We start from the raw sequence: 20194 nt of genomic DNA, 5'->3' as shown, positions 1-20194 counted from the left end.
CCATGCGGCTCCTTCTTGTGCGACACGGTCAGACCACGTCCAACGTCGGGCACAAGCTCGACACTGCCGAGCCCGGCGCCGACCTCACCGAACTGGGGCGCCAGCAGGCTCAGGCCATCCCCGCTGCGCTGGCGGAAGAGAACGTCCACAGCGTCTACGTCTCGAACCTGGTGCGCACCCAGCAGACGGCTGCGCCGCTGTTGGAACACTTGGGTATGCAAGCGCAGGTGCGCACCGGGATCCGTGAGATCTCCGCCGGTGAGCTCGAGATGCGTAATGACGAAGAGGCCATCCAGGAATACATCGACGTCGTCTTCGGCTGGCATCGCGATCCGGAGCGGCGGTTGCGCGGCGGTGAGAACGGCACCGAAGTGCTGGCCCGTTACGCCGAGGGCGTGGCCGAAGCCGAAGCTGAGGCGCCGGAGGGCGCTGTCGTCTTCGTCTCGCACGGGGCGGTGATCCGGGTGTGGGCGGCGGCTCGCGCCGACAACATCGATGGTGATTTCGCCGCGACGCATTGGCTCTCCAACACCGCCATGGTCGTCATGGAGGGCAGCAGCGCCACCGGCTGGACGGTGACCAACTGGCTGGAGGAGCCGTTGGGTGGACCGGAAGTGATGGATCGGGAGCACACCGGTCCGGCAGGTGAACCCGAGCACGAAATGGGCGACTAGCCTCTGCAGGCGGGCGGCGCTGGCCATTGCCGATCTTTGCGGTGTTCATCACCTTTGGGTACGACCCCGGGGGGGCGGGCTTAGCCTGACCTGGTCGATGACACACGCCATTGACAGGACAATCAGTGGGCCGAACATGACCCTCCCGCCCGGAAGGTAAGGCTGCTCGTGACTCTTCCCACCATCGATTACGCCGTCATCGCGGTGTATTTCCTGGTCATGGTCGTCATCGGGTTCATCTCGATGCGCATGGCAAAGACTCGCGAAGACTATCTGGTAGCCGGTCGACGACTGGGTTTCCCGCTCTTCTTCGGCTGTATGGCGGCCCTGGCCGTGGGCGGTGCAGTGACGGTCGGCGGTGCCGAGAAGGGCTACCGCGACGGCATCGCGGGTCTGTGGGTGGGTGGCAGCCTCGGGATGGGCCTCATCGTGCTCGGGATGCTGGTGAGCTCGAAGCTGAACCGGTTGCGGGCGCTTTCGATCAACGAGGTCATCGAACGCAACTACGGCACTGCAGCCCGGCTGCTCGGCGCCATCCTCACCATCATCTACACCGTCTCGCTGTCAGTGGTGCAAGTGGTGGCGATGGGTTCGATCCTGCACGGGATCCTGGGTTGGAACCTGACCGGATCGATGGTGCTGGCCGGGTCGGTCGTCGTCTTCTACACCTTCCTCGGTGGCATGTGGTCGGTGACGCTCACCGACATCGTGCAGTTCGTCGTCAAGACCCTCGGCGTGCTCATCCTGGTGCCGATCTTCGCCCTGGCCGACCCGCGGATCGGTGGGTTCTCCGGGTTGCTGGACAAGATTCCCGAAGGTCACCTCGACCCGTTCGCCTACGGCTGGATGGGCACCCTGTACTGGGTGCTGCTTTACGTACCCGGTCTGGTTATCGGGCAAGACATCTGGCAGCGAATCTTCACCGCCCGCAACGAGAAGATCGCCCGCACGGGAACGTTGCTGGCCGGTTTCTACTCGATCATCTACGGACTGGCGGCCGTCGTCCTCGGCATGGCTGTGGCGATCATCGCCCCCACGCTCGAAGTCCCCAACGCCGCCTTCGTCACCGGCGTGATGGAGTTCCTGCCCGCCGGTCTGTCCGGGTTGTTGTTGGCCGCGGCGCTGGCTGCCAGCATGTCGGTCGCCAGCGGCACGATCCTGGCCTGCTCCACCGTGGTGTACAACGACCTGTTCCTGCGCTTCGTGCGCGGGCAGCGTAGCTCCGAACCGGACGGCAGCGCCCTGCAGCGGCTGGAGGAAGAGCGAGCAACCCACTCGGCGGGCCACATCGATAACGATGTGTGGGTCAACCGGTTGATCGCGCTCGTCATCGGCGTGGCCATCATCGGGCTGTCGGTCGCCATCGAGGACATCTTCAAGGCCCTCGACTTGGCTTACGGCTTCCTGTCCGGGTGTGTGTTCGTACCGGTCATCGCATCGTTCCTGCTCAAGCGGGTCAGCCCGAAGGCAGGTCTGGCGGCGCTGGCGACGAGCGCGCTGGGAATGATCGCCGCCTACACCTTCGGGTTGACCGGCGCTGCTGCTGCTCGTCTGGGTGAGGACGCTGCCGGGGAGTGGGTCATCGGCGGCAACATCCCGATCATGATCGGGATGGGGCTCGGCGTCGTGGTCTTCGCTGTGGTCTCGATGATCGACCGGGAGAAGAAGCCGGTCAACGTGGCCATCGACCCGAACGCGCCGGTGCTGCCGGAGGCAAGCTGATGAGCGACCGCTTCGTCTCTTCTCGCTACCGCGGGATGGCCTCGACCCCGATGAGTAGTTCGGTGGATCGGGCCACGCGCTTCGACGATGTCGTCAACTTCAGCCTGGGTGATCCTGATCTGACGACGGACCCGCGGATCATCGACGCGGCCGCAGCTGATGCCCACGCGGGGCACACCCACTACACGGACACTTTCGGTGACCCGGAGCTACGGGAGGAGATCCTCGCTTTCTACCGCCAGGAGTACGGCTACCAGCCGGACCCACGCGAATTGCTCGTCACCACCAGCGGTTGCCACGCGATGTGGCTGGCGTTGGAGTCGATCCTTGACGACGGCGACGAAGTGGTGATCTGCGAGCCCTACTTCACTCCGTATCCGCACCAGATCCGATTGGCACGCGGCGTGCCGGTGGTGTTGAGCACCCTGGAATCAGAAGAATTTCAGGTGGTGCCGTCCCGGCTGGAGGCGGTGATCACGCCGCGCACCCGGGCGATCATCCTCAACACCCCCGCCAACCCGACCGGATCGTGCCTGTCACGGGCGACCAAGGAAGCGGTGGCGCGGATCGCTGCAGAACACGATCTGATCGTGATCGCCGACGAGATCTACACCCTGTTCAGTTACGGCGAGGAATTCGAGCCGTTCGCGATGCTGCCGGGGATGAGCGAGCGGACGATCACCATCGGCTCGTTCAGCAAGGACTTCGCCATGACGGGGTGGCGGATCGGGTATGTGCTGGCGCCCCCCGCAGTGACCATGGCGATGAAGGACGTGAACGAGAACAACGTCTTCACGGCTCCGTCGATCTCCCAGCGGGCGGCTTTGCACGCGCTTCGGCTACGCGAGCAGATCCAACCGCCGATGCGGGCGTTGTACCGCGAACGCCTGATGCACGCCTATCAACGGGTGTGCGACATGCCGGGCATGTCGGCGATCGAGCCCAAGGGCAGCATCTATCTATGGGTGAACATCACCGCGACCGGGTTGAGCAGCGACCAGGTGGCGGAAAGACTCTTCGACGAGGCACACGTGTTGACCATTCCCGGTCCCGCCTTCGGTGCCGGTTGCGAGGGCTATCTGCGCCTGGCCATGACGGTGGGCGTGGAGAAAATCGACGAAGCGTTCGACCGGATCGCCAGGATGGACCTGTTCGGCGGGTCACCTCAGCGCTGATCTCGACCGCTTCGAGTCCCGCCGACAGCGCAGGCGAGGTCTGGGCTGACCACGGAAGGCAAAGCGATGACAGAGCACACCCAGGGCCGAGCCGTATGGGTGCCGACCAGGGACGGGCGGCGACTGTACAGCCAAGTCCTCGACGGTCCCCAGGACGCGGCGGTCACCGTCGTCTTCGAGGCGGGGGCGGCCGCCAGTCGTTCTCCCTGGTCGTTGGTGCAGACCAGGGTGGCGCAGTTCGCGCGTGCAGTGGTGTACGACCGAGCAGGGCTCGGCAAGTCACCGGCGGACCCGGCTGGACGCACGCTGAACCGGATGGCACAAGATCTGCATGACGTGCTCGACCATTACGGGCCGGGCCCGTTCGTCCTGGTCGGGCACAGCGCAGGCGGGCCCATCGTGCGGTTGGCAGCGTCCCTGCGCCCCGACCAGGTGATCGGTCTGGTTCTGCTCGACCCCGCCGACGAGGGGGTCGGTGCGCTCTTCAGCCCTGCGTTCCGCGCCGCCGAGCAGATCTCGATCTCGATCACCCGGGTCCTGGCCCGAACGGGCAGGCTGCAGCGCAGTTACGGGTGGCTGGTCGAGGCGATGCCCGCCGCTGACGTTCGCGAGGACCTACAGCGCGAGGGGTTCACTCCAGCCATGGTGGATACCCATGCCGCTCAAGCCCGCACGTTCCTCGACGAGTTGGCGGCGTGGGTCGATGACCCGCCGGAGCTCGGGCAGATCCCGGTCTCGATCATCTCGGGCAGGCGCACCGGCGACGGTATGAACGCGCGGCTACGCGCGGCGGTGAATGCTGCGCACGCGGCCCGGGCGTCGTCCTCGCCGGGCGGGCGATATGTGCTCGCCCTCAACTCCGGCCATTACGTTCTCACCACCGATCCTGATCTGGTCGCCCAGGAGATTCGCCGGTTCGTCACTGCCGGGTGAGGCGGGGGTTTGGCGAGCCGCGTCTCATCCGGGGGGCGTCCTGGATTTCACCCTCGGCTGGCAGGCCCCTGCCCTCACGGTGAGGTATCCAGCGCCTAGGGCGGGTCTCAGCAGCAGGCGCACCCTGGTTCGCATGTCGTGCAGGCATCCGAGCCGTCCTCTGACAGAGCCGCGGCCGGGTGCAGCGCTGCGGTTGCGCAGCCGCAGGCGTCGCCCCGCCAGGCGTTGATCCCTTCCCGCACGGCGATGCCGGCGATGACCAGCGCAGCGATCGGGTCGGCCCACGACCAGCCGAATGCGAGGTTCAGCCCCAGTCCGAGCAGCAGTACGGCGGAAAGGTAGGTGCACAGCAGAGTCTGTTTGGAGTCGGCCACCGCGGAGGCGGAGCCGAGCTCTCGCCCGGCGCGGCGTTGCGCCCAGGACAGCACCGGCATGATGGCCAGGCTCAGGGCGGCCAGTGCGAGCCCGACGGGGGAGTGTTCTGCGTCCCCGTCGCCGAGCAAGCTGCGCAAGGCATCGATGCTGACGAACGCGGCGAGGGCGAAGAAGGAGCACGCGATGATCTTCAGCGTGACGCGCTCGCGGGCCTGCGGGTCTTTTCCGGCGAACTGCCAGGCGACCGCTGCGGCGGAGGAGACCTCGATGAGTGAGTCCAGCCCGAACCCGAGCAGCGCCGAGGACGAGGCGGCTGCTCCGGCGCTGAGGGCGATGACGGCTTCGAGGATGTTGTAGGTGATCGTGGCCGCGACGAAGATGCGGATCCGCCGAGACAGCACCAGCCGCCGCTCGGGTGAGGGATGCAGGGACGTGGTGCTCATCGCGTCACCTCCGGGAGGTGGCCGGGGGAGACAGTGGGCAAACCGCCGCAGCAGTCGGGGTCGACGACCAGTACGAGGTCGAGCAGGTCCCCCAGGGCGTGCGCCAATCGCGGGTCGCTCAGTTCGTAACTGGAACGACGGCCGTCGGGGCGCGCCACCACCAGCCCACACCCGCGGAGGCAGGCCAAGTGGTTCGACAACGACTGCCGCGACACTCCCAGCGCCTCAGCCAGCTCGGCCGGGTAGGCGGGTCCGTCCCGCAGCGCCAGGAGAACTCCGGTTCGTGTCGGGTCGGACAGCGCATGCCCGAATCGGGCGAGCGCGTCGGGGGCAGTCGACATCATCACCCAGTAACAGTACATCGAGTGCTGTATTCAGGAAAGGGTGAACCACGGGGCGGTGACGGGCCACCTCGGGACGCCGTCGGTGGCGTGGGAAAGGGGAGGGTGGGCGTTTGCTGCGCGGGCGGAGCCGGGCAGTGCGGTGTTGATCTGCGGTAACGATGGTGGGCCCCGTCGGGCTCGAACCGACGACCAGCGGATTAAAAGACCGCGGGTAAACAAGCCCAAACAGAGACCGTCACCACACCTCGACAGCGGTAAACGCGCAGGTCACGACGCCTCAACCGCCCCAACGATCGGCGCAGCCAGACGCAACCGAGCCTCCCGAGTCCGTTCTGAGTCCGCCCGCGCCTCGAGCGCACGTTCCCCCAGCGTCGCGACCCACCCCGCCGCATCGCCCGGGAACAGGTGCCCGTACGTGTCCAGCGTGATCTGGATCGACCCGTGCCCGAGCAGGCGCGACAGCACCATTGGCGGCGTCCCGGCCTGAATGTGCAGTGATGCGCACGTGTGCCGCAGGTCGTGGGGGCGCACCACGTTGTCGCCGGCCTGCCTGGCGATACCCGCCTGCCTGATCGCCCGATCGAACGTGCGCCGCCAGTTCCTCAGCCGCAGCGGGCCACCGTGCGGGGCGGTGACGAGGAAGTCATCGGGGTTCTTCCCCTCCGCCGCAGCCATAAGGTCCGGCACAAGCCACGCAGGCACAGGAACGGCGCGAATCCCCGCATCCGTCTTCGGGGTCCCCTCAACCAGGCGCCCGCCGACCTCCGTGATGTTTGTGGTGATCGACAGCTCGGCTGCCGCCGGGTCGAATGCCCGCACCCGCAACGCGACGAGTTCACCGAACCGCAGCCCGCACCAGGCCAGGATTTTCACCGACAGGTCCTGGTCGCCCATCGCCGACGACAGGTCCCAAACTTGCGCCGCTGTAAGGGCCCGCATCGGCCGCTCCGAGCGCTTCGGTAGTGCGGGCAGTTTGACGCCCTTGCACGGGTTCTTCACGATCCGGTCGGCGCGTACGGCGTCGTCGAACGCCTGCGACAGCGCGACGTACGCCTGGCGGGTGCGGGAGGCTGACAGGCCGCGCGCGTGTAAGTCCGCGGCCCACGACTTGACGGCCTCGTAGTCCACGTCCGCGAGCGCCATGTGGCCAATATCGGCCGGCGCGATGTGCAGGGTGATCAGGCTGCGATAGTTCGCCGCCGTCGACGGCTTCAATTTCGGGTGGTCCTCGAGCCACCGCATCACGTACGGGCCGACTTTGAGCCGTCCTTTGTCGGGGTCGACCCATGCGCCCGCGTGGCGGGCGGTCTCGTTCGCAGCTATCCAAGCGTCCCCGTCGGCTTTCCGCGTGAATCGCTTGGAGCGTTCACGCCCCGCAGGGTCCGTGTAGGTGGACTGCCACACGGTCACCGGTTTCTTGAGTGACTTGCCGTCGGGGCCCTTCTTCGCGCGTCCGTCCTCGCCCCGCTGGACGATCTGGACGGTTCGCTTGACCGTTTTTCCCATCGTGTCCCCCCTTGCCCTGCGTTGCGTCAGTTGTCGGTGCTGTCCGGGAGTCGGCCCGGTGTGGTCTCGGCGATAAGGCCCGCTTTGCGGGCGCGGTAAATCCGCTGCCCGGCTGTGGAAGGGGCGATGTTGAACGCGGCCGCGACTGCCTGGCGGGGTTCGGTTCCGCCTTTGGCGAGGTGGTCGCGGTACACGAGCGCCACTGCTTCGAGGGCGGCCTGTGATCGGTCTCGGCGTTCGGCCCAACGGTCGCGGCCGCGCGCCTGTCCGAAGAATTCGTGTTCTGCCAGGTCGGCGACGTGCCGCCTGCGGGTCTCCTTGATGAGGCCGCTCATTGCGCGCCACGACCGCGCCGTGAGTGGCACCGGTTGGGGCGCTGTGGGGTCGTCGAGGCGCCCACGGCGGGGCGGCAGGACGCCCTCGTAGACGTCTTCGTCCTCGAGCCTGCACGACCGGACCTCGAGCCCGACGACTTCCCAGCGCCCGTCGACCGCGCCGAACGTCGGAGTCACGACCCAAGGGTTGCCGTCGTCGTCCTGCCACGTCCACCGGCCGTGGTGAACGGTCTGCGCGGCGTTGGTGGGGTCGTCGTGTCTGGTGTTGCGCGGCATATCCACCCCTTCACATCTGGTGTCACGAAGCGTGGCGTCAGAGTGATGGACGCCGTGACACCTCCCAGCATAGCCTTAACTGAAAGACGCCGGAAGGTGTCACAACGGCAAGCGAAGGGGTGAAGGTATGAGTGACACCGAGGGCGCGCCAGAGCGCCTCCTCAGCCCAACGGAACTAAGCGCGTGGCTCGGAGTCCCCGAGGCGACGCTGTACGTCTGGCGCCACCGAGGCAAAGGCCCAGCCGCGATCAAAGTCGGCCGTCACCTGCGGTATCGCCGCCGCGTCGTGGAGTCGTGGCTGTCCTCCCAGGAAGCGGGGGGCGGCGCTCAGGCGGACTCAGAACGGACTCAGAAGTCACCGGCGGGTGCCGGTGCGGCCCCCAGGCTCGGACGCCAAGCCGCTGACCAGCAAGTGCGCGAGCGGGCGGCGGCCCGTCGTACGGCCTGAGCCAGCGAAGACCAGCGGACTAACAGTCCGATGCTCCCCCCCTGCCCCCTAGACATGGAACGGCCCCGCTCCGGCGAGGAGCGAGGCCGTTAAGGAACGCAATGGTGAACGAAAGCGATTCTACCCTCCACCACCGACAGTCGCTAGGCCCCGACCGGGACGCGCTCAACAGCCCGCACCGGTGGCCGCGCACGTCCGACGAGCTGGCCCGCTGGTCGTACGAATTGGGCCTCGAGGTCTCGCGTCTCCGCGCAGCCGAGGACCCGGAGGTGGTGCGGTGACGGGCGCCGCTGGTCGCGCCCGCATCGACCTGCGCGGCGTGACGGCGCGCGCAGCCGTCCAACGCCTCGAGAACGCCCTGCTACTGCCCGCTGGTGCCCTCGTCGAGCTCGAAGTCGATCACGATTCGCCGTGGACCCCCAGCGTCGCTGAAGCGCTGGGCCGCGTCGCTCCGCGGCTCGCCTGGGCCGCCTGTGCCGACTTGTCGGACCACCGCAACGCGGCCGCGCTCGCAGGTTGGGTGCACCGTTTGCGGGCGGTCGTCGAGGGGGCGTCGTGACTGGCCAGCCGCGCCGCGCGTGGTGGTGGCACGTGTACAAAATGAGCCCGACGTGGCTGCTCGTCCGGGGCTGCCGGGCCGGGGTGCTGCGCCGTTTCGGCATACCCGTGACGCCACGCCCAAACGCTCGCGGGCTGCTCGTCCTGGCTCGGCGCGCCGCGGACATCGAAGCGGCGGCGGCGATCGTCGGCGCCCGCGTCCACCCGCACGAAGGGCCACCCCGGCCGTCGCGGTCAGCGGGCCGCAGCACCGCGCAACCATCACTGATTGGGGAGCCCTCGTGACCGAGTACGACGACCCTGGCGGGGGCCATTGGGTCCACCCGCCGGTGGACCCCGACGAGCAGGTAGAGGCAGCCCTCGCGTTCGAGCGAGAGGTCTCCCAGGAAACGCGCCGCCAGCGGGTGCGAACCGAGGCGCGTCGCCGCATCGCAGCCGAGGCTGCCGCCGCGTCGACGCTGCTTGCCGACCTCCTAGACATCGCCGACCTCGACGAACTGCCACACCCAGAGCCCCTAATCGAGGGGGTTCTGGCCCGGCACTGCTACGCGGTACTGCGCGGCCGGGACTCGACGTTCAAGTCATTCGTGGCGCTGGATTGGGCGATGTGCCTGGCTGCAGGTGTGCCCTGGCAGCGCAGGGACGCCGAACAATGCCGCGTGTTGTACGTGGCAGGCGAAGGGGCGTACGGGCTGCAGGCTCGCGTGCAGGCCTGGCAAGAGCACCACGGCGTGACCATGCTCCCAGGCGCTTTCACGGTGCTGCCGCGGGCTGTGGACCTGTTCACGGGCGCCGAGATGAGTGTGCTCCTGGACGTCGTGCGTGGGGGGCGGTATGGCCTGGTGGTCCTCGACACGCTGCGACGCATGTCGGGGCGCGCAGACGGCAACGGTTCGGATATGGCAGCGGTCATCGACAACGTCGACGCCATCCGCCGCGCCACCGACCACGGGTCGGTGCTCGTGCTAAGCCACACCGACAAATCCGACCGCGACACCCGCGGATTCTCGGGCATCGAGGACGACGCAGACATCGTCTGGGCGACCCGGCGGGACGACGACGCCCAAGCAGTCGACCTCGTGAACGCAAAGATGAAGGACGGCCCCGACGGCGCCCGGTACCTACTGCGCCCGCAGCCCGTCGGCGAATCCATCGTGCTTGTCCGGGCGGAGCGTCCGTCTGGAGTGACAGTAGGAGGTCCTGCAGAAACCGCGATCGTGTCGGTGCTCATGGACCGGGCAGGCGTCGCCGACCCGACGACGGCGCAACTTGAGGCCGCGGCAGCCGTCCCTTCGTCGTCGTTCTATCGCGCGCTCAAGGCGCTTAAGGCGCGGGGCGTAGTTGAGGGGTACAAGGACGGCCGCTCGAACCGTGTGCGCCTGCGAGGCGAGGGGCGGACGGAGTGACTACTCCCACGAGATTCCCACGCCACTCCCACTACTCCCACGCTACTCCCAGGCTCCTGCCCTGCATCTTTCCCACTACTCCCACGATTGACTCCCACTACTCCCACGCCCCTATAAGGGGCGTGGGAGTGAGAGTGGCAGTTGAGAGGCGAGACAGGCGATGACGACGACCCATCCTGGGCCCCGCCCGGCGCCCCGACCCCCCATCTGCGAACTTCACGGCGACGAACCACTGACGGCCTCAGGGACCTGCCAATGGTGCCGCTCAGAAGCGCTCGCCGGCACGCCACCCCCCGCCGACCCCGCCCCTCTAACACGTACCGGCGTCGCCCTCATCCGCGCCGCAGCCCGACGAAGGAGCCACCCGCAATGACCCCCACAGCCACCGCGCGCCTCGACCGCCACAACGACGGACGACTACACCTCACGCTCGACGTCACCGCCGACCCCGACCGCCTCGCCACCGAAACCCTCGAAGCCGCCCGCCAAATCGCAGAACGCCTCCGCGCCCCCGACCGCGACCAATTCATCACCGGCGCCCTCGACGCCACCCGACGCGCCCACACCCGAGTTTCGGACAGCCCGAAATGAGACGGGCCGAAAAATCAGAACGGCGGCGGGGTCGCCCCGCAAAGTGGACCGACGAGCAGCGCGCCGAAGCCGTGAGAATCGCACAGGCAGAAGGAATCCCGGCCGCAGTCAAAGCCACCGGGATTCCGCGCGCCACTGTCGGCCGCGCGTTGCGAGCCGCGGGCATCGACGTCGAGGGACCAGCCCGTCAGCGGACGGCCGTCGCCAGCGCTGCCGCCGCCGCCAAAGTCGCCGAAGCTCGCCGTGACGTCGTCGAGCAGCTCGCAGCCCAACTCGACGAGGTCGCCCAAGGCGTCCTGTCTCGGGTCGAGTTGCACCGGCGGCTGTCGGCCGCCGTCGCGGCCGTCGCCCCCGAGCACCTAGCGGACGAGGCGAGCGTCGCCGGAATGCGGGCGGTGGCCAGGGACGAGCAGCTGCGCGACCTGCTGCGCCGTGCCGAGCTCGCCGAGGGCGCCATGCGCACCGGCGACCTCGTCCGCGCACAGTCCGCCCTGATCGCCGACCGGCGCCTCACCACCGAACCCGCCGACGGCAGCGGCGACGGTGAGCGGCTATTCATCGTCTGGACGGACATGCCGCGCCCGCAGCCCGTCGAAGGGCGGCCGCTCCCGGTCGACGGGCCGCTGGTCCCCGTTTTTGAGGGTGAGCGGGTCGTGCGCGCCGACGGGTCGCCCGTCGTCGACGAGGACGGCGCTCAGATCAAAGACCCGCGGCTGCCGGACATCGACCGGCACGGCGACCCGATCCTCGACGCGGAGGTGGTCGAATGAGTGGCCGTGCCGCTGCGCTCGCAGCCCTCACCACGCCCGACGGCGCGGCCTCAACACCAGCGCCCGCGACCCGCCCGTGTCAGCACTGCCGCGACCGCGTCGAGGTGCACGGCGGCGTGGCGGTCGATGAGGACCACCGGCGGGGCCGTTGCGCGCTCCCCGCCCGCCTCGAGGCGGCGCACGCCGCAGCCATCCGCGAAGCCCAAACCGTTACCGCCCCAACACTGTTCAACATGCGCTTTTAAGGAGCCACCCATGACCGACAGCAATCCACGCCCGGCGACCGCCCGCACCGCACGCATGACGCGATCCGAGCTTGAACGCGAAGCGCGCTTACTCCGTGAGGCTCGGCTCGGCCGCGAACGCGAGGAACGGCTCGACCGGTGGGCCAACGGCGGCAACCTGTGACACACGTCACATTACGGATGGGTGTACGTGAAACCCCCTATTACGTGTGACGCGCACCACCCACCCGGCAGGTAGTCGTGACAAACATCACCCGCCTAAGGGGTTGCGCCCGACACCCACAACATCCCCCAACCCAGCGAAACAACACCGGAAAATGGCGATACCGACACAGGAGGAATGCAGATGACGACCACCGAAACCCGAAACGACACCCCGCCCGTGGTGCGCGACTTCAACCTCGGCCCGCAAACCTACGTGCGCGTCATCGCCGACCGCCGGAAAGTCGTTGCCCGGAACGCCGCCGGCGGCGTCGTCATGGGAGGCGACCTGGTCCACTGCTCGTTCGCGACCGCCCGCCACCTGTGCGCCCAACAGTTGAAGGCACTGCCGTGCACCCCGACCGGCGCGATCCTCGACGGCCGCGACCGACCCAAATACCTCCGCGGACAAGCGCTCATCGCAGCGCACGACGCATCCGCGGCGATTGGCGACGACGTCCACCGCCCCCGCGCCGGCATGACGCCGGTGACCCTCGTAGCGCACGACGAAACCGCCGCGAACGTGACGACGGTCACGCTCGGCGACGGCGTCCACCTCGCCGACCTCAACGGCAACACGTTCGGGCCGGGCGACACGATCCGCGCCCGCCGCCAAGACGTCGACGCGCTTGTGGCCCGCGGCCGCGCCGTCCGCGCCGACTAACCCCAGACGTCGCGGGCGCGTCGGGGTCACCCATCCGTCATGGGCGCCGCGATCCGCGACGGCGCCCCAGGGGCGCCAGTCCTGCCCAGGTCCATCCGTGGGCCCGGGCCGGGCACCACCCCTCCCGAACCGCCGAGGAAAACCACCACATGACCCGCACCCACCGCGTCACAGCCCACCTCGCAACAGACGAACTCGACACGATCCGCGCGCTCGCCGCCCGCCGCGGCACCACAGCGGCCCGAACCGTCCGCGAGGCGGCCCTAGCCGAAGCCGCCCGCGTCGACGCCGCAGACGTGCTCGAGCAAATCCTCGAAGCCACCACCGAGACCGACGACGACGCCGCCCTGCGCGCCGCCGTCGCCCACGCCGCCGCGCTACTGCGCCGTCCATGAACCGCCCCTGCCGGGTGCCGCTATCACCGCCGGAGGGACCTTCGCGCGGACTCGCATCTGTCAGGCCGATTCTCTGGCAAGGTTATTCGCATGGATGTCCTGTCGGAGCGCCAGCATCGTGCCCTTGCCTTTATCGCATCTGCAAACCGCGGGGGATGCCCGCCCACAGCGGAGGAACTCGAGCTCTGGCTTGCGAATCCTTCTCCTGAACGCATCGGTGGCGTCGACGTTAGGGTGCTCGCCCGCGTCGTAACGTCCGCGATGGAGGGAAGGTCGGAGGGCGCTGCACAGCACCTAGTTCGGCTCCTGTGGGTACACAACGACGAAGGGAGGCTGAGTTTGACGGAGCTCGGGAACGCCCTCCTTCGTGACGCCGAGATGGAGACGACCAGCGTGCAGACAGTAATTCTCGAAGCGGGAGACCCTCTTGCCTACGCGCAACTCGTAGGGGAGCTGGCGGGCATGGGTAAGGGAATGATTGTCGACCCCTATCTGGACCTGCAAGGCCTGACCGACCTGCTCACGCGGACCTCGTTCAACCGCATCCTCGTCAGCGACAAAGACGGAAGGAAGCTGGCCGCGCTGGGCACTTATCTGCAGGACCTCAGGGATGTGCCAGAAGTGCGCTACGCATCTTCTGGGATGCACGACCGTGTGATCCTGGCGGAGGACAAAACCGTCTGGACCATCGGGGCATCTCTGAACACGGTCCGAAAGCAGAAGAGTTCCACGATCCTTATGCCCGTGCCCAGCGAGGGCGTTGAAGGGATGCGCGGTGCCTACGAAGAGATGTGGGAGGCGGCTAAGCCCCTCGTCGAGGTGGCGGGCGCCGAGGGGGAGGATGTGTCAGGTGCCGCCGCTGCCGAGCCGTCTGAACGCGAGGAGACGACGTAGGAATCCCACCACGCATCGCAATACGGCATCAGCGCTTGCTGGTGGGTCGAGTGGTCCGTCGCGGCACCCGCGTGGCATCCGGCCACCGCCAGGGCAGCGTCTCCCGCACCGCAGGCAGCCTGCGGGCGTGGCTCGTCCACAGACGCGCAGACCGGGCACCCACACTGTCGCCTCGTCGGCCACCGTTAAGACATGACATTCCGCGAAGACCAGGCCGGCGGCGGCCTCGACGAGGCCCTCGACGACCCTGCCCTCGAAATCGATGACGAGGGCCAGGTTGTGTGTGTGCCGTGCTCCGTCGTCCTCGCACCCGTCGCGTCCGTGGGCCTGGCCGTCGCGCGTATACGTGAGCACCTCGAGGGGTGACCGCCTGACGATCGGAGTAGGGCGGGGGCGTGGGGCGTCGATCAGTCCCGAAGATCCGAGTGACCGGCCGCGCCGTAGGCCTCGGAGAAGTCCCCGGCGACTGTGCAGCCGCGCACGCCGCACGCGCAGGACCGGCCGTCGGTAACGTGGCGGTCCCGCACCCAGTCCAGGATGAACCGGGCGCGAGATCGACTCTGGAGGGCTGCAGCTGTTTGACGGCCCGCTTCCCGCGCCTTGTCGAGGGCCCATTTCTCGGCGGCCTTCGCGCTCCGAGCCATGTCTCGAGCACGCCGCAGGAGGTCGACTGCGCGTTTGGCGTGCTCCCGATCGCGTTCCGGTTGGGGCCCTCGAGTGTGCGCTTCGCACGGCGGGCAGGTATGCGGCTCGTCCCGCCGCGCTGCTGGGCCGGTCCACGCGAACTCGAAGTGGCAGCACATGCACGTCGCCGGGAACTGGCCCACCGTCTCGCCGCTGTAACCGACTCCGTACGGGTTCTGCTTGATCGTCATGGGTACAAGTCTGCGTGTACCCCGCGGCGCAACCGGCTGCGCTAGGCGCGGTGTTCACCTTAAGCGCGCCAGAGCAGCACTTCCCGTACCGCGGGCGGCCTGCTCCGCTTGAGTGCGCGGCGTTCGCGCATGAGTCGCAGCAGGTGCACTGTTTGGGCTGATTGCCAGCCGTTGACCCACGCTTACGTCGTCAATGTCAGGCATTCGGGTCACCCTCTGGGGTCAGTGGGCGTGTTGTTCGTGCAGGTCATCTAGTGGATCGGGTCGGGTTTGAGTCCGTTTTGAGTCCGGTATAAGTCGACAACCTACGAAAGATGACGACAAGTAGTGACTAGGTGAGGTGAGTCGCGAGACCACCGAAAAGCAGACCTGACCAGCGAAAACGTTGGTCCTACAAGGGTGGGCCCCGTCGGGCTCGAACCGACGACCAGCGGATTAAAAGTCCGATGCTCTACCAACTGAGCTAGGGGCCCGAGGGTTCTGCCGGGGTGAGCCGGTGGCGTCTGGCAGAAACCTCTCCCGGAAGTATGCCGCATCATCGGTGGCCGGCGAAGTCGGGGCCCCCGATTGGTGGTGCGCCGTGCGCGAGGGTTCGGGGAGCAGGGCAGTCGTGCAGTTTCCCCGGGGCCGCCCTCGTGGCAGGCTGCGTACAGGAATCGAACGTGGATACGCATCCACCCGAATGCATCAAGGAGCGCCGCATGAGCGACACGACCCCGACGATCGACCCCCGCGAGAACCCCGAGTCCAAGCTCGCTGAAGACACCGCCAGCCAGACCAGCGCCCGCTCCGGGCAGGGCGGCGCGGTCATGTCCGATGCTCCCAGTGCTGAAGAGGGTGCCCACGGCGTCATTGATGGCCACATCACCGGCACCGGAGACGACGGCCTGCTCAACGGTGTCAAAGCCAGCGAGAAGGACGTCGAAGAGGCAGTCGCGGGCGACACCGGCCCCGAGCACCCAGGGGAACGCCGCTGACCGGCTCCCGCCAACACCTCGAAGCCCGATCGGCAGAAATGTCGGTCGGGCTTCGACGCGTTCGGCTCGCGCCGGACTTCGTTCGGATGTGCCTTGCTATCCACCCTCTCCTGTCTTACTGTATTAAGTACCTAATACAGTAAGACAGGAGAGGAGGTGAGCGCATGGACTTCGACTCCTCGCGTCCGATCTGGCACCAGTTGATCGGCGAATTCTCCCGGCGCATCGTCGCCGGTCAGTGGCGGCCAGGCTGCCGTATCGGCGGTGTCCGGGAGCTCGCCGCCGAACTCGGGGTTAACCCGAACACCGTGCAGCGTGCCCTTTCGGAACTTGAACGAGACGGGCTGTGCCGCTCCGAACGCACCGCCGGGCGCTTCGTCACCGACGACGCAGCCCGGATCCACCAGCTGCAAGCTTCGCTGGCCGCCGAGGCCGCGCAGGACTACGTCGACCGCGCCGCAGGGTTCGGCCTTTCCCTGCCCGACGCGATCGCCCTCGTCACCGAAAGGTGGTCCACCCATGACCCGGACGACACTCACGAGCACAGGCAGGGCTGAAATCATGACCACGTCGACCGCCCCCGCCATCGAGGTCACCGGGCTCCGTAAGAGCTACGGCGCCACCCCCGCCCTCGACGGCCTCGACCTGACGTTGGAGCAGGGCCGCATCGTCGGCCTCCTCGGCGAGAACGGCTGCGGGAAGACCACACTGCTGAAGATCCTCGCCGGGGTCATGTACGACTACACCGGGCAGGTGCGCATCACGGGGCATCGCCCCGGCCCGGAATCCAAAGCTCACGTCAGCTACCTACCCGATGTCAGTTTCCTGCCCGATCGCGCCCGGATCAGCGACTGCCTGCGGCTCTACCGGGATTTCTTTGCCGACTTCGACGAGCCGATGGCCCACGAACTCATCACCTCCTTCGGTTTCCGCGACGACCTGCGGCTCAAGGACGCCTCCAAAGGCATGCGGGAGAAGGTGCAGATCGCGCTGGCCATGTCTCGCCGCGCGCAGGTGTACCTGCTGGACGAGCCCATCTCTGGCGTCGACCCGGCGGCCCGCGACGTACTGCTCGAGGCCGTCGTCCGCGCTCTGCCCGAGGACGCCCTGGTGGTCCTGTCCACCCACCTCGTTCACGACCTGGAACCGATCCTCGACTCGGCCGTCATCATGCGTCGCGGCCGCGTCCTGCTCACCGGCGACGTCGATGACCTACGCGCCGAGTACGCAACCAGCCTCGACGGGATCTTCAAGGAGTTGCACCGATGATCGCCACCCTGCTCACCCACGAGTTCCGTCGCACCAAAGGCATGGCCGGGCTCATCATGGGCGCCGTCGCCGCCCTCGTCCTGGTCGGCAGCGTGCTGGCCGCCACAGGCTGGCCACTCCTGGCGCGCTTAGGGTTCTACGTCGCTGTGGTGTGTCTGGCGGGCCTGCTGCCCGCGCTGAATATCGGGCTCGCCGTCGACTACTGGCGTTCGGCCTACGGCCGGGTCGGCTACTTCACTCAGTCGCTGCCGGTGCGCGGCTCGCGGATCTACCTGGTTCGGCTGCTGTACGCCTTCATCGTCAGCGTTGTCACCACCGCGTTGGCGGCGCTGCTGGCGATCCCGATCGTGCTCGCCTTCGCTTCGGTGAAAAAACCGGCCAGCGTCGGCCTGCTCGCCTATGTCCGCGACAACATGACGCAAGCGCTAGCGGAGCTGCCGGATATGGCCCCGGCGCTCATCGTGTGCTGGGTCGTGTTGAGCATGTGGTCGGGATTTGTCTTTGCCTACGCGGCGGCCACGATCGGTAGTGGGCCCGTGTTCGCCCGCCTGGGCGTGGTAGGTCCCTTCCTCGCCTACGCCCTGCTGTATGGGGCCGCACAGATCGCACTGGCTGTGGGAATCTTCCTGGCGCCGATCGGGATCGGGATGCGCGGCAACACGCTCAGCGTGGAATCGTTCGACTTCCTGCAGGCCGCCCTCGAGGGCGCCGAACCGCAGGTGATGCCCGTCGGCTTCGTTCCGGTGGTGGCACTGGGCACACTCGCGCTCATTGCCTGGACCGCCTGGTCGTGGAACCGGCGGGTCAGTCTGCGCTGAGAAGCGCGCCGCCGTGAATGTGCGGCCGCCCACCAAGTCCATCGACCCGGGTCGCAGGGGCGCCCGGGTCGGTGGCGCAGGTAGCTCAGTATCCGAAGGGTGAGACTGACGTTTCGCCGTTCACTGGCGGTGCGACCGCTATCCGGGACGGCGCGTCCAAAAACGTCGCAGCGGCGCACCATGGAGGGGTGAATACCCTGGTAGACAACCCCGTCTCCGCCGTCGATGTGGAAGCCGCCTTCGTGCGGCTGCGCTCTTTGGTTCGGGAGACCCCGCTCCTGCACAGCGTGCGCCTCTCGGCAGCGACGGGTGCGAACGTGTGGGTCAAGCGCGAAGACCTTCAGCCGGTGCGCTCGTACAAGGTGCGCGGCGCCTACAACCTCATCGCCCAGCTGGGTCCGCAGGACCGCGCCAAAGGCGTGGTGTGCGCCAGCGCCGGAAACCACGCCCAAGGTTTCGCTTTCGCGTGCGCTCAACTCGGCCTGGACGGGCGCATCTACGTGCCACGCACCACCCCCCGCCAGAAACGGGACCGGATTGCGGCGCTCGGGGCAGGCCGGGTGGACATCATCGTCGGCGGAGAAACCTACGATGACGCCGCCGCCGCCGCGCTGGCCGACGCCGAACAGACCGGCGCCATCCAGGTCCCCGCTTTCGATCACCCGGACACCATCGCCGGACAAGGCACCACAGCCATCGAGATCGTGGAACAACTCGGTCACGCCCCCGACGTTCTCGTCGTGCCGGTCGGCGGCGGCGGGATGCTCGCCGGCTGCATCACCTGGCTGAGCGCACGCCACCCGAACACCAGGATCATCGGCGCCGAACCCACCGGGGCGCGCTGCATGGCCGCCGCCCTGCAAGCCGGGCAGCCGCTGGAACTGGACGACATCGAGACGTTCGTGGACGGCGCAGCGGTGCGCCGGGCCGGTGACATCACCTACCCGATCGTGCGCGACTCGGGCACCGAACTGGTCAACGTCGACGAGGGACGCATCTGCACCGAGATGCTCGACCTCTACCAGGTCGACGGGGTGATCGCCGAGCCCGCCGGGGCGCTGGCCTCCGCCGCGCTGCTGGACCGCATCGAGGTAGAACCCGGCCAGGACGTCGTCGTGGTCCTCTCCGGCGGCAACAACGACGTCTCGCGCTATGCCGAGATCGTCGAACGTTCTCTGGTGGACCTGGGGCGCAAGCACTACTTCCTCGTCAACTTCCCCCAGGAGCCCGGCGCGCTGCGCCGTTTCGTCGGGGAGGTGCTCGGCCCCGATGACGACATCGCCCTGTTCGAGTACGTCAAACGAAGCAACCGCGAATCCGGGCCTGCGTTGGTCGGTATCGAACTGGCCAATCGCCACGACCTGCCGGGGCTGCTGGCCCGAATGGAGGAGTCCTCCATGACCGTCGAGCGAATCCCCTCCGACAGTCCCTTCTACCGGTTCCTGGTATGAGCTCCTACATCCTCACGTTCTCCTGCGACAACCGGCCCGGGATCGTGGCGGCCATCACGTCCACGCTCGTGCAACTCGGGTGCGACATCACCGACGGTCAGCAGTTCGACGACCGCCTCTCCGGGCGGTTCTTCGCCCGGATGCAGTTCACCCCGGTCCGCCACGACATCGGTGAGGACGGTTTCGCTAGCGGGATGACCCCGGTGCTTGCCTCCTTCGACGCGACCTGGTCGCTGCGCGAAGAGGGTCACCGCCGACGGGTGCTCATCCTGACCTCCCGCACCGATCACTGCCTGGTTGACCTGCTGTACCGCTGGCGGGTGGGGGAGATGCCGATGGACCTGGTCGCCGTGGCCTCCAACCACCCCGCCGAGCAGATCAGCGATGTCGGTGAGGTGCCGTTCCTGCACCTGCCGGTGACCCCGCAATCCAAGGCGCAGCAAGAAGGGCAAATCCTGGAGTTCGTACGCGAGAACGACATCGATCTGGTCGTGCTGGCCCGCTACATGCAGATCCTCTCCGCTGACCTCGCCGGTGAACTGGCCGGACGCTGCATCAACATCCACCACTCGTTCCTGCCCGGGTTCAAGGGCGCCAAGCCCTACCACCAGGCCTATGAACGGGGGGTCAAGCTCATCGGCGCGACGGCCCACTACGTCACCGCCGACCTCGATGAGGGGCCGATCATCGCCCAGGACGTCGAACCGGTCAGCCACCGCGACAGCCCACAGGACCTGGTGCGCAAGGGTCGCGACATCGAGCGTCGGGTTCTGGCCGGTGCCGTGTTGGCCCACCTGGAGGACCGGGTCATGCTGCGCGGCGCCACCACGGTCGTCTTCCAGCGCTGAA

26 protein-coding genes and 1 tRNA gene are annotated in these 20194 nt (G+C 67.7%); 21 read left to right on the top strand and 6 right to left on the bottom strand.

The genetic code is table 11. The features are described from left to right. The first annotated feature begins 2 nt into the window (after window positions 1-2). The 4 genes from G9V96_RS06950 (at window position 3) to G9V96_RS06935 (ending at window position 4504) form a co-directional block, all read left to right on the top strand. Window positions 3-674 (top strand): histidine phosphatase family protein, encoded by a 672-nt coding sequence (locus tag G9V96_RS06950; protein WP_168582387.1) that lies wholly within the window; start codon window positions 3-5, stop codon window positions 672-674. A 168-nt stretch (window positions 675-842) separates the two neighbouring features. Then, the gene (locus G9V96_RS06945) at window positions 843-2396 is read left to right on the top strand and encodes a sodium:solute symporter family transporter (RefSeq protein WP_168582386.1); all 1554 of its coding nucleotides are present in this window, start codon (window positions 843-845) and stop codon (window positions 2394-2396) included. Further along, window positions 2396-3571 (top strand): aminotransferase class I/II-fold pyridoxal phosphate-dependent enzyme, encoded by a 1176-nt coding sequence (locus G9V96_RS06940; RefSeq protein WP_168582385.1) that lies wholly within the window; start codon window positions 2396-2398, stop codon window positions 3569-3571. The genes G9V96_RS06945 and G9V96_RS06940 overlap by 1 nt, the downstream gene beginning before the upstream one ends. A 66-nt stretch (window positions 3572-3637) precedes the next feature. After that, window positions 3638-4504 (top strand): alpha/beta fold hydrolase, encoded by an 867-nt coding sequence (locus G9V96_RS06935; RefSeq protein WP_168582384.1) that lies wholly within the window; start codon window positions 3638-3640, stop codon window positions 4502-4504. Between the two features lie 107 nt (window positions 4505-4611). Here the strand turns inward: G9V96_RS06935 and G9V96_RS06930 are convergent, their stop codons facing one another. The 4 genes from G9V96_RS06930 to G9V96_RS06915 all read right to left on the bottom strand — a co-directional run bounded on the left by G9V96_RS06930 (window position 4612) and on the right by G9V96_RS06915 (window position 7783). Further along, window positions 4612-5322 carry a cation transporter gene (locus G9V96_RS06930; RefSeq protein WP_168582383.1) on the bottom strand — a complete coding sequence of 237 codons (711 nt, stop codon included), beginning with the start codon at window positions 5320-5322 and terminating at the stop codon, window positions 4612-4614. Continuing rightward, on the bottom strand, window positions 5319-5666 hold the full coding sequence (locus G9V96_RS06925) for an ArsR/SmtB family transcription factor (RefSeq protein WP_168583887.1): 348 nt from the start codon (window positions 5664-5666) through the stop codon (window positions 5319-5321). The genes G9V96_RS06930 and G9V96_RS06925 overlap by 4 nt, the downstream gene beginning before the upstream one ends. A 267-nt stretch (window positions 5667-5933) precedes the next feature. Further along, window positions 5934-7172 (bottom strand): site-specific integrase, encoded by a 1239-nt coding sequence (locus G9V96_RS06920; RefSeq protein ID WP_168582382.1) that lies wholly within the window; start codon window positions 7170-7172, stop codon window positions 5934-5936. Window positions 7173-7198: 26 nt separating this feature from the next. Beyond that, complete coding sequence (locus G9V96_RS06915; RefSeq protein ID WP_168582381.1) at window positions 7199-7783, bottom strand: RNA polymerase sigma factor; 585 nt, start codon at window positions 7781-7783, stop codon at window positions 7199-7201. Between the two features lie 127 nt (window positions 7784-7910). On the opposite strand from G9V96_RS06915, the gene G9V96_RS06910 reads away from it, so the two are divergent. From G9V96_RS06910 to G9V96_RS06860, 11 genes are all read left to right on the top strand, one after another. Then, complete coding sequence (locus tag G9V96_RS06910) at window positions 7911-8231, top strand: helix-turn-helix transcriptional regulator (RefSeq protein ID WP_168582380.1); 321 nt, start codon at window positions 7911-7913, stop codon at window positions 8229-8231. 277 nt (window positions 8232-8508) lie between these two features. Beyond that, entirely contained in the window at window positions 8509-8790 is a 282-nt protein-coding gene (locus tag G9V96_RS06905; protein ID WP_168582379.1) for a hypothetical protein, read from the top strand. A 280-nt stretch (window positions 8791-9070) separates the two neighbouring features. Then, the gene (locus G9V96_RS06900; RefSeq protein WP_168582378.1) at window positions 9071-10195 is read left to right on the top strand and encodes an AAA family ATPase; all 1125 of its coding nucleotides are present in this window, start codon (window positions 9071-9073) and stop codon (window positions 10193-10195) included. Window positions 10196-10564: 369 nt separating this feature from the next. Beyond that, window positions 10565-10786, top strand: a complete 222-nt coding sequence (locus tag G9V96_RS06895; protein WP_168582377.1) for a hypothetical protein — start codon at window positions 10565-10567, stop codon at window positions 10784-10786. A 71-nt stretch (window positions 10787-10857) separates the two neighbouring features. After that, window positions 10858-11556 carry a hypothetical protein gene (locus G9V96_RS06890; protein WP_168582376.1) on the top strand — a complete coding sequence of 233 codons (699 nt, stop codon included), beginning with the start codon at window positions 10858-10860 and terminating at the stop codon, window positions 11554-11556. Further along, window positions 11553-11801, top strand: a complete 249-nt coding sequence (locus G9V96_RS06885) for a hypothetical protein (RefSeq protein ID WP_168582375.1) — start codon at window positions 11553-11555, stop codon at window positions 11799-11801. Before G9V96_RS06890 ends, G9V96_RS06885 begins: the two co-directional genes overlap by 4 nt. 10 nt (window positions 11802-11811) lie before the next feature. Continuing rightward, window positions 11812-11964 carry a hypothetical protein gene (locus G9V96_RS06880; RefSeq protein ID WP_168582374.1) on the top strand — a complete coding sequence of 51 codons (153 nt, stop codon included), beginning with the start codon at window positions 11812-11814 and terminating at the stop codon, window positions 11962-11964. 183 nt (window positions 11965-12147) lie between these two features. Beyond that, on the top strand, window positions 12148-12666 hold the full coding sequence (locus tag G9V96_RS06875; protein ID WP_168582373.1) for a hypothetical protein: 519 nt from the start codon (window positions 12148-12150) through the stop codon (window positions 12664-12666). 149 nt (window positions 12667-12815) lie between these two features. Further along, window positions 12816-13061 (top strand): hypothetical protein, encoded by a 246-nt coding sequence (locus G9V96_RS06870; RefSeq protein WP_168582372.1) that lies wholly within the window; start codon window positions 12816-12818, stop codon window positions 13059-13061. Window positions 13062-13151: 90 nt separating this feature from the next. Next, the gene (locus tag G9V96_RS06865) at window positions 13152-13955 is read left to right on the top strand and encodes a hypothetical protein (protein ID WP_168582371.1); all 804 of its coding nucleotides are present in this window, start codon (window positions 13152-13154) and stop codon (window positions 13953-13955) included. A gap of 192 nt (window positions 13956-14147) precedes the next feature. Continuing rightward, window positions 14148-14321, top strand: a complete 174-nt coding sequence (locus tag G9V96_RS06860) for a hypothetical protein (protein ID WP_168582370.1) — start codon at window positions 14148-14150, stop codon at window positions 14319-14321. Window positions 14322-14362: 41 nt separating this feature from the next. Here G9V96_RS06860 and G9V96_RS06855 read toward each other — a convergent pair whose 3' ends face one another. Together G9V96_RS06855 and G9V96_RS06850 are read right to left on the bottom strand one after the other, a co-directional pair. Beyond that, window positions 14363-14830, bottom strand: a complete 468-nt coding sequence (locus tag G9V96_RS06855) for a hypothetical protein (protein WP_168582369.1) — start codon at window positions 14828-14830, stop codon at window positions 14363-14365. Window positions 14831-15230: 400 nt separating this feature from the next. Beyond that, a tRNA-Lys gene (locus tag G9V96_RS06850) sits at window positions 15231-15303 on the bottom strand. Window positions 15304-15531: 228 nt separating this feature from the next. On the opposite strand from G9V96_RS06850, the gene G9V96_RS06845 reads away from it, so the two are divergent. The 6 genes from G9V96_RS06845 to purU all read left to right on the top strand — a co-directional run bounded on the left by G9V96_RS06845 (window position 15532) and on the right by purU (window position 20193). Then, window positions 15532-15807, top strand: a complete 276-nt coding sequence (locus G9V96_RS06845) for a hypothetical protein (RefSeq protein WP_168582368.1) — start codon at window positions 15532-15534, stop codon at window positions 15805-15807. Between the two features lie 164 nt (window positions 15808-15971). Beyond that, window positions 15972-16364, top strand: a complete 393-nt coding sequence (locus tag G9V96_RS06840) for a GntR family transcriptional regulator (RefSeq protein ID WP_168582367.1) — start codon at window positions 15972-15974, stop codon at window positions 16362-16364. A gap of 4 nt (window positions 16365-16368) precedes the next feature. Further along, entirely contained in the window at window positions 16369-17076 is a 708-nt protein-coding gene (locus G9V96_RS06835; protein ID WP_168582366.1) for an ABC transporter ATP-binding protein, read from the top strand. After that, entirely contained in the window at window positions 17073-17894 is an 822-nt protein-coding gene (locus G9V96_RS06830; protein ID WP_168582365.1) for a hypothetical protein, read from the top strand. The genes G9V96_RS06835 and G9V96_RS06830 overlap by 4 nt, the downstream gene beginning before the upstream one ends. A 188-nt stretch (window positions 17895-18082) precedes the next feature. Next, entirely contained in the window at window positions 18083-19345 is a 1263-nt protein-coding gene (gene ilvA, locus G9V96_RS06825; RefSeq protein WP_210424481.1) for a threonine ammonia-lyase IlvA, read from the top strand. Beyond that, complete coding sequence (purU, locus tag G9V96_RS06820) at window positions 19342-20193, top strand: formyltetrahydrofolate deformylase (protein WP_168582364.1); 852 nt, start codon at window positions 19342-19344, stop codon at window positions 20191-20193. The genes ilvA and purU overlap by 4 nt, the downstream gene beginning before the upstream one ends. Window position 20194 lies beyond the last annotated feature (1 nt).

The sequence above is a fragment of the Gephyromycinifex aptenodytis genome, from assembly GCF_012277275.1.
Taxonomy (GTDB): domain Bacteria; phylum Actinomycetota; class Actinomycetes; order Actinomycetales; family Dermatophilaceae; genus Gephyromycinifex; species Gephyromycinifex aptenodytis.
Note: the sequence above shows the minus strand (reverse complement) of the source record. Positions and strands in the feature narration are given on the sequence as shown.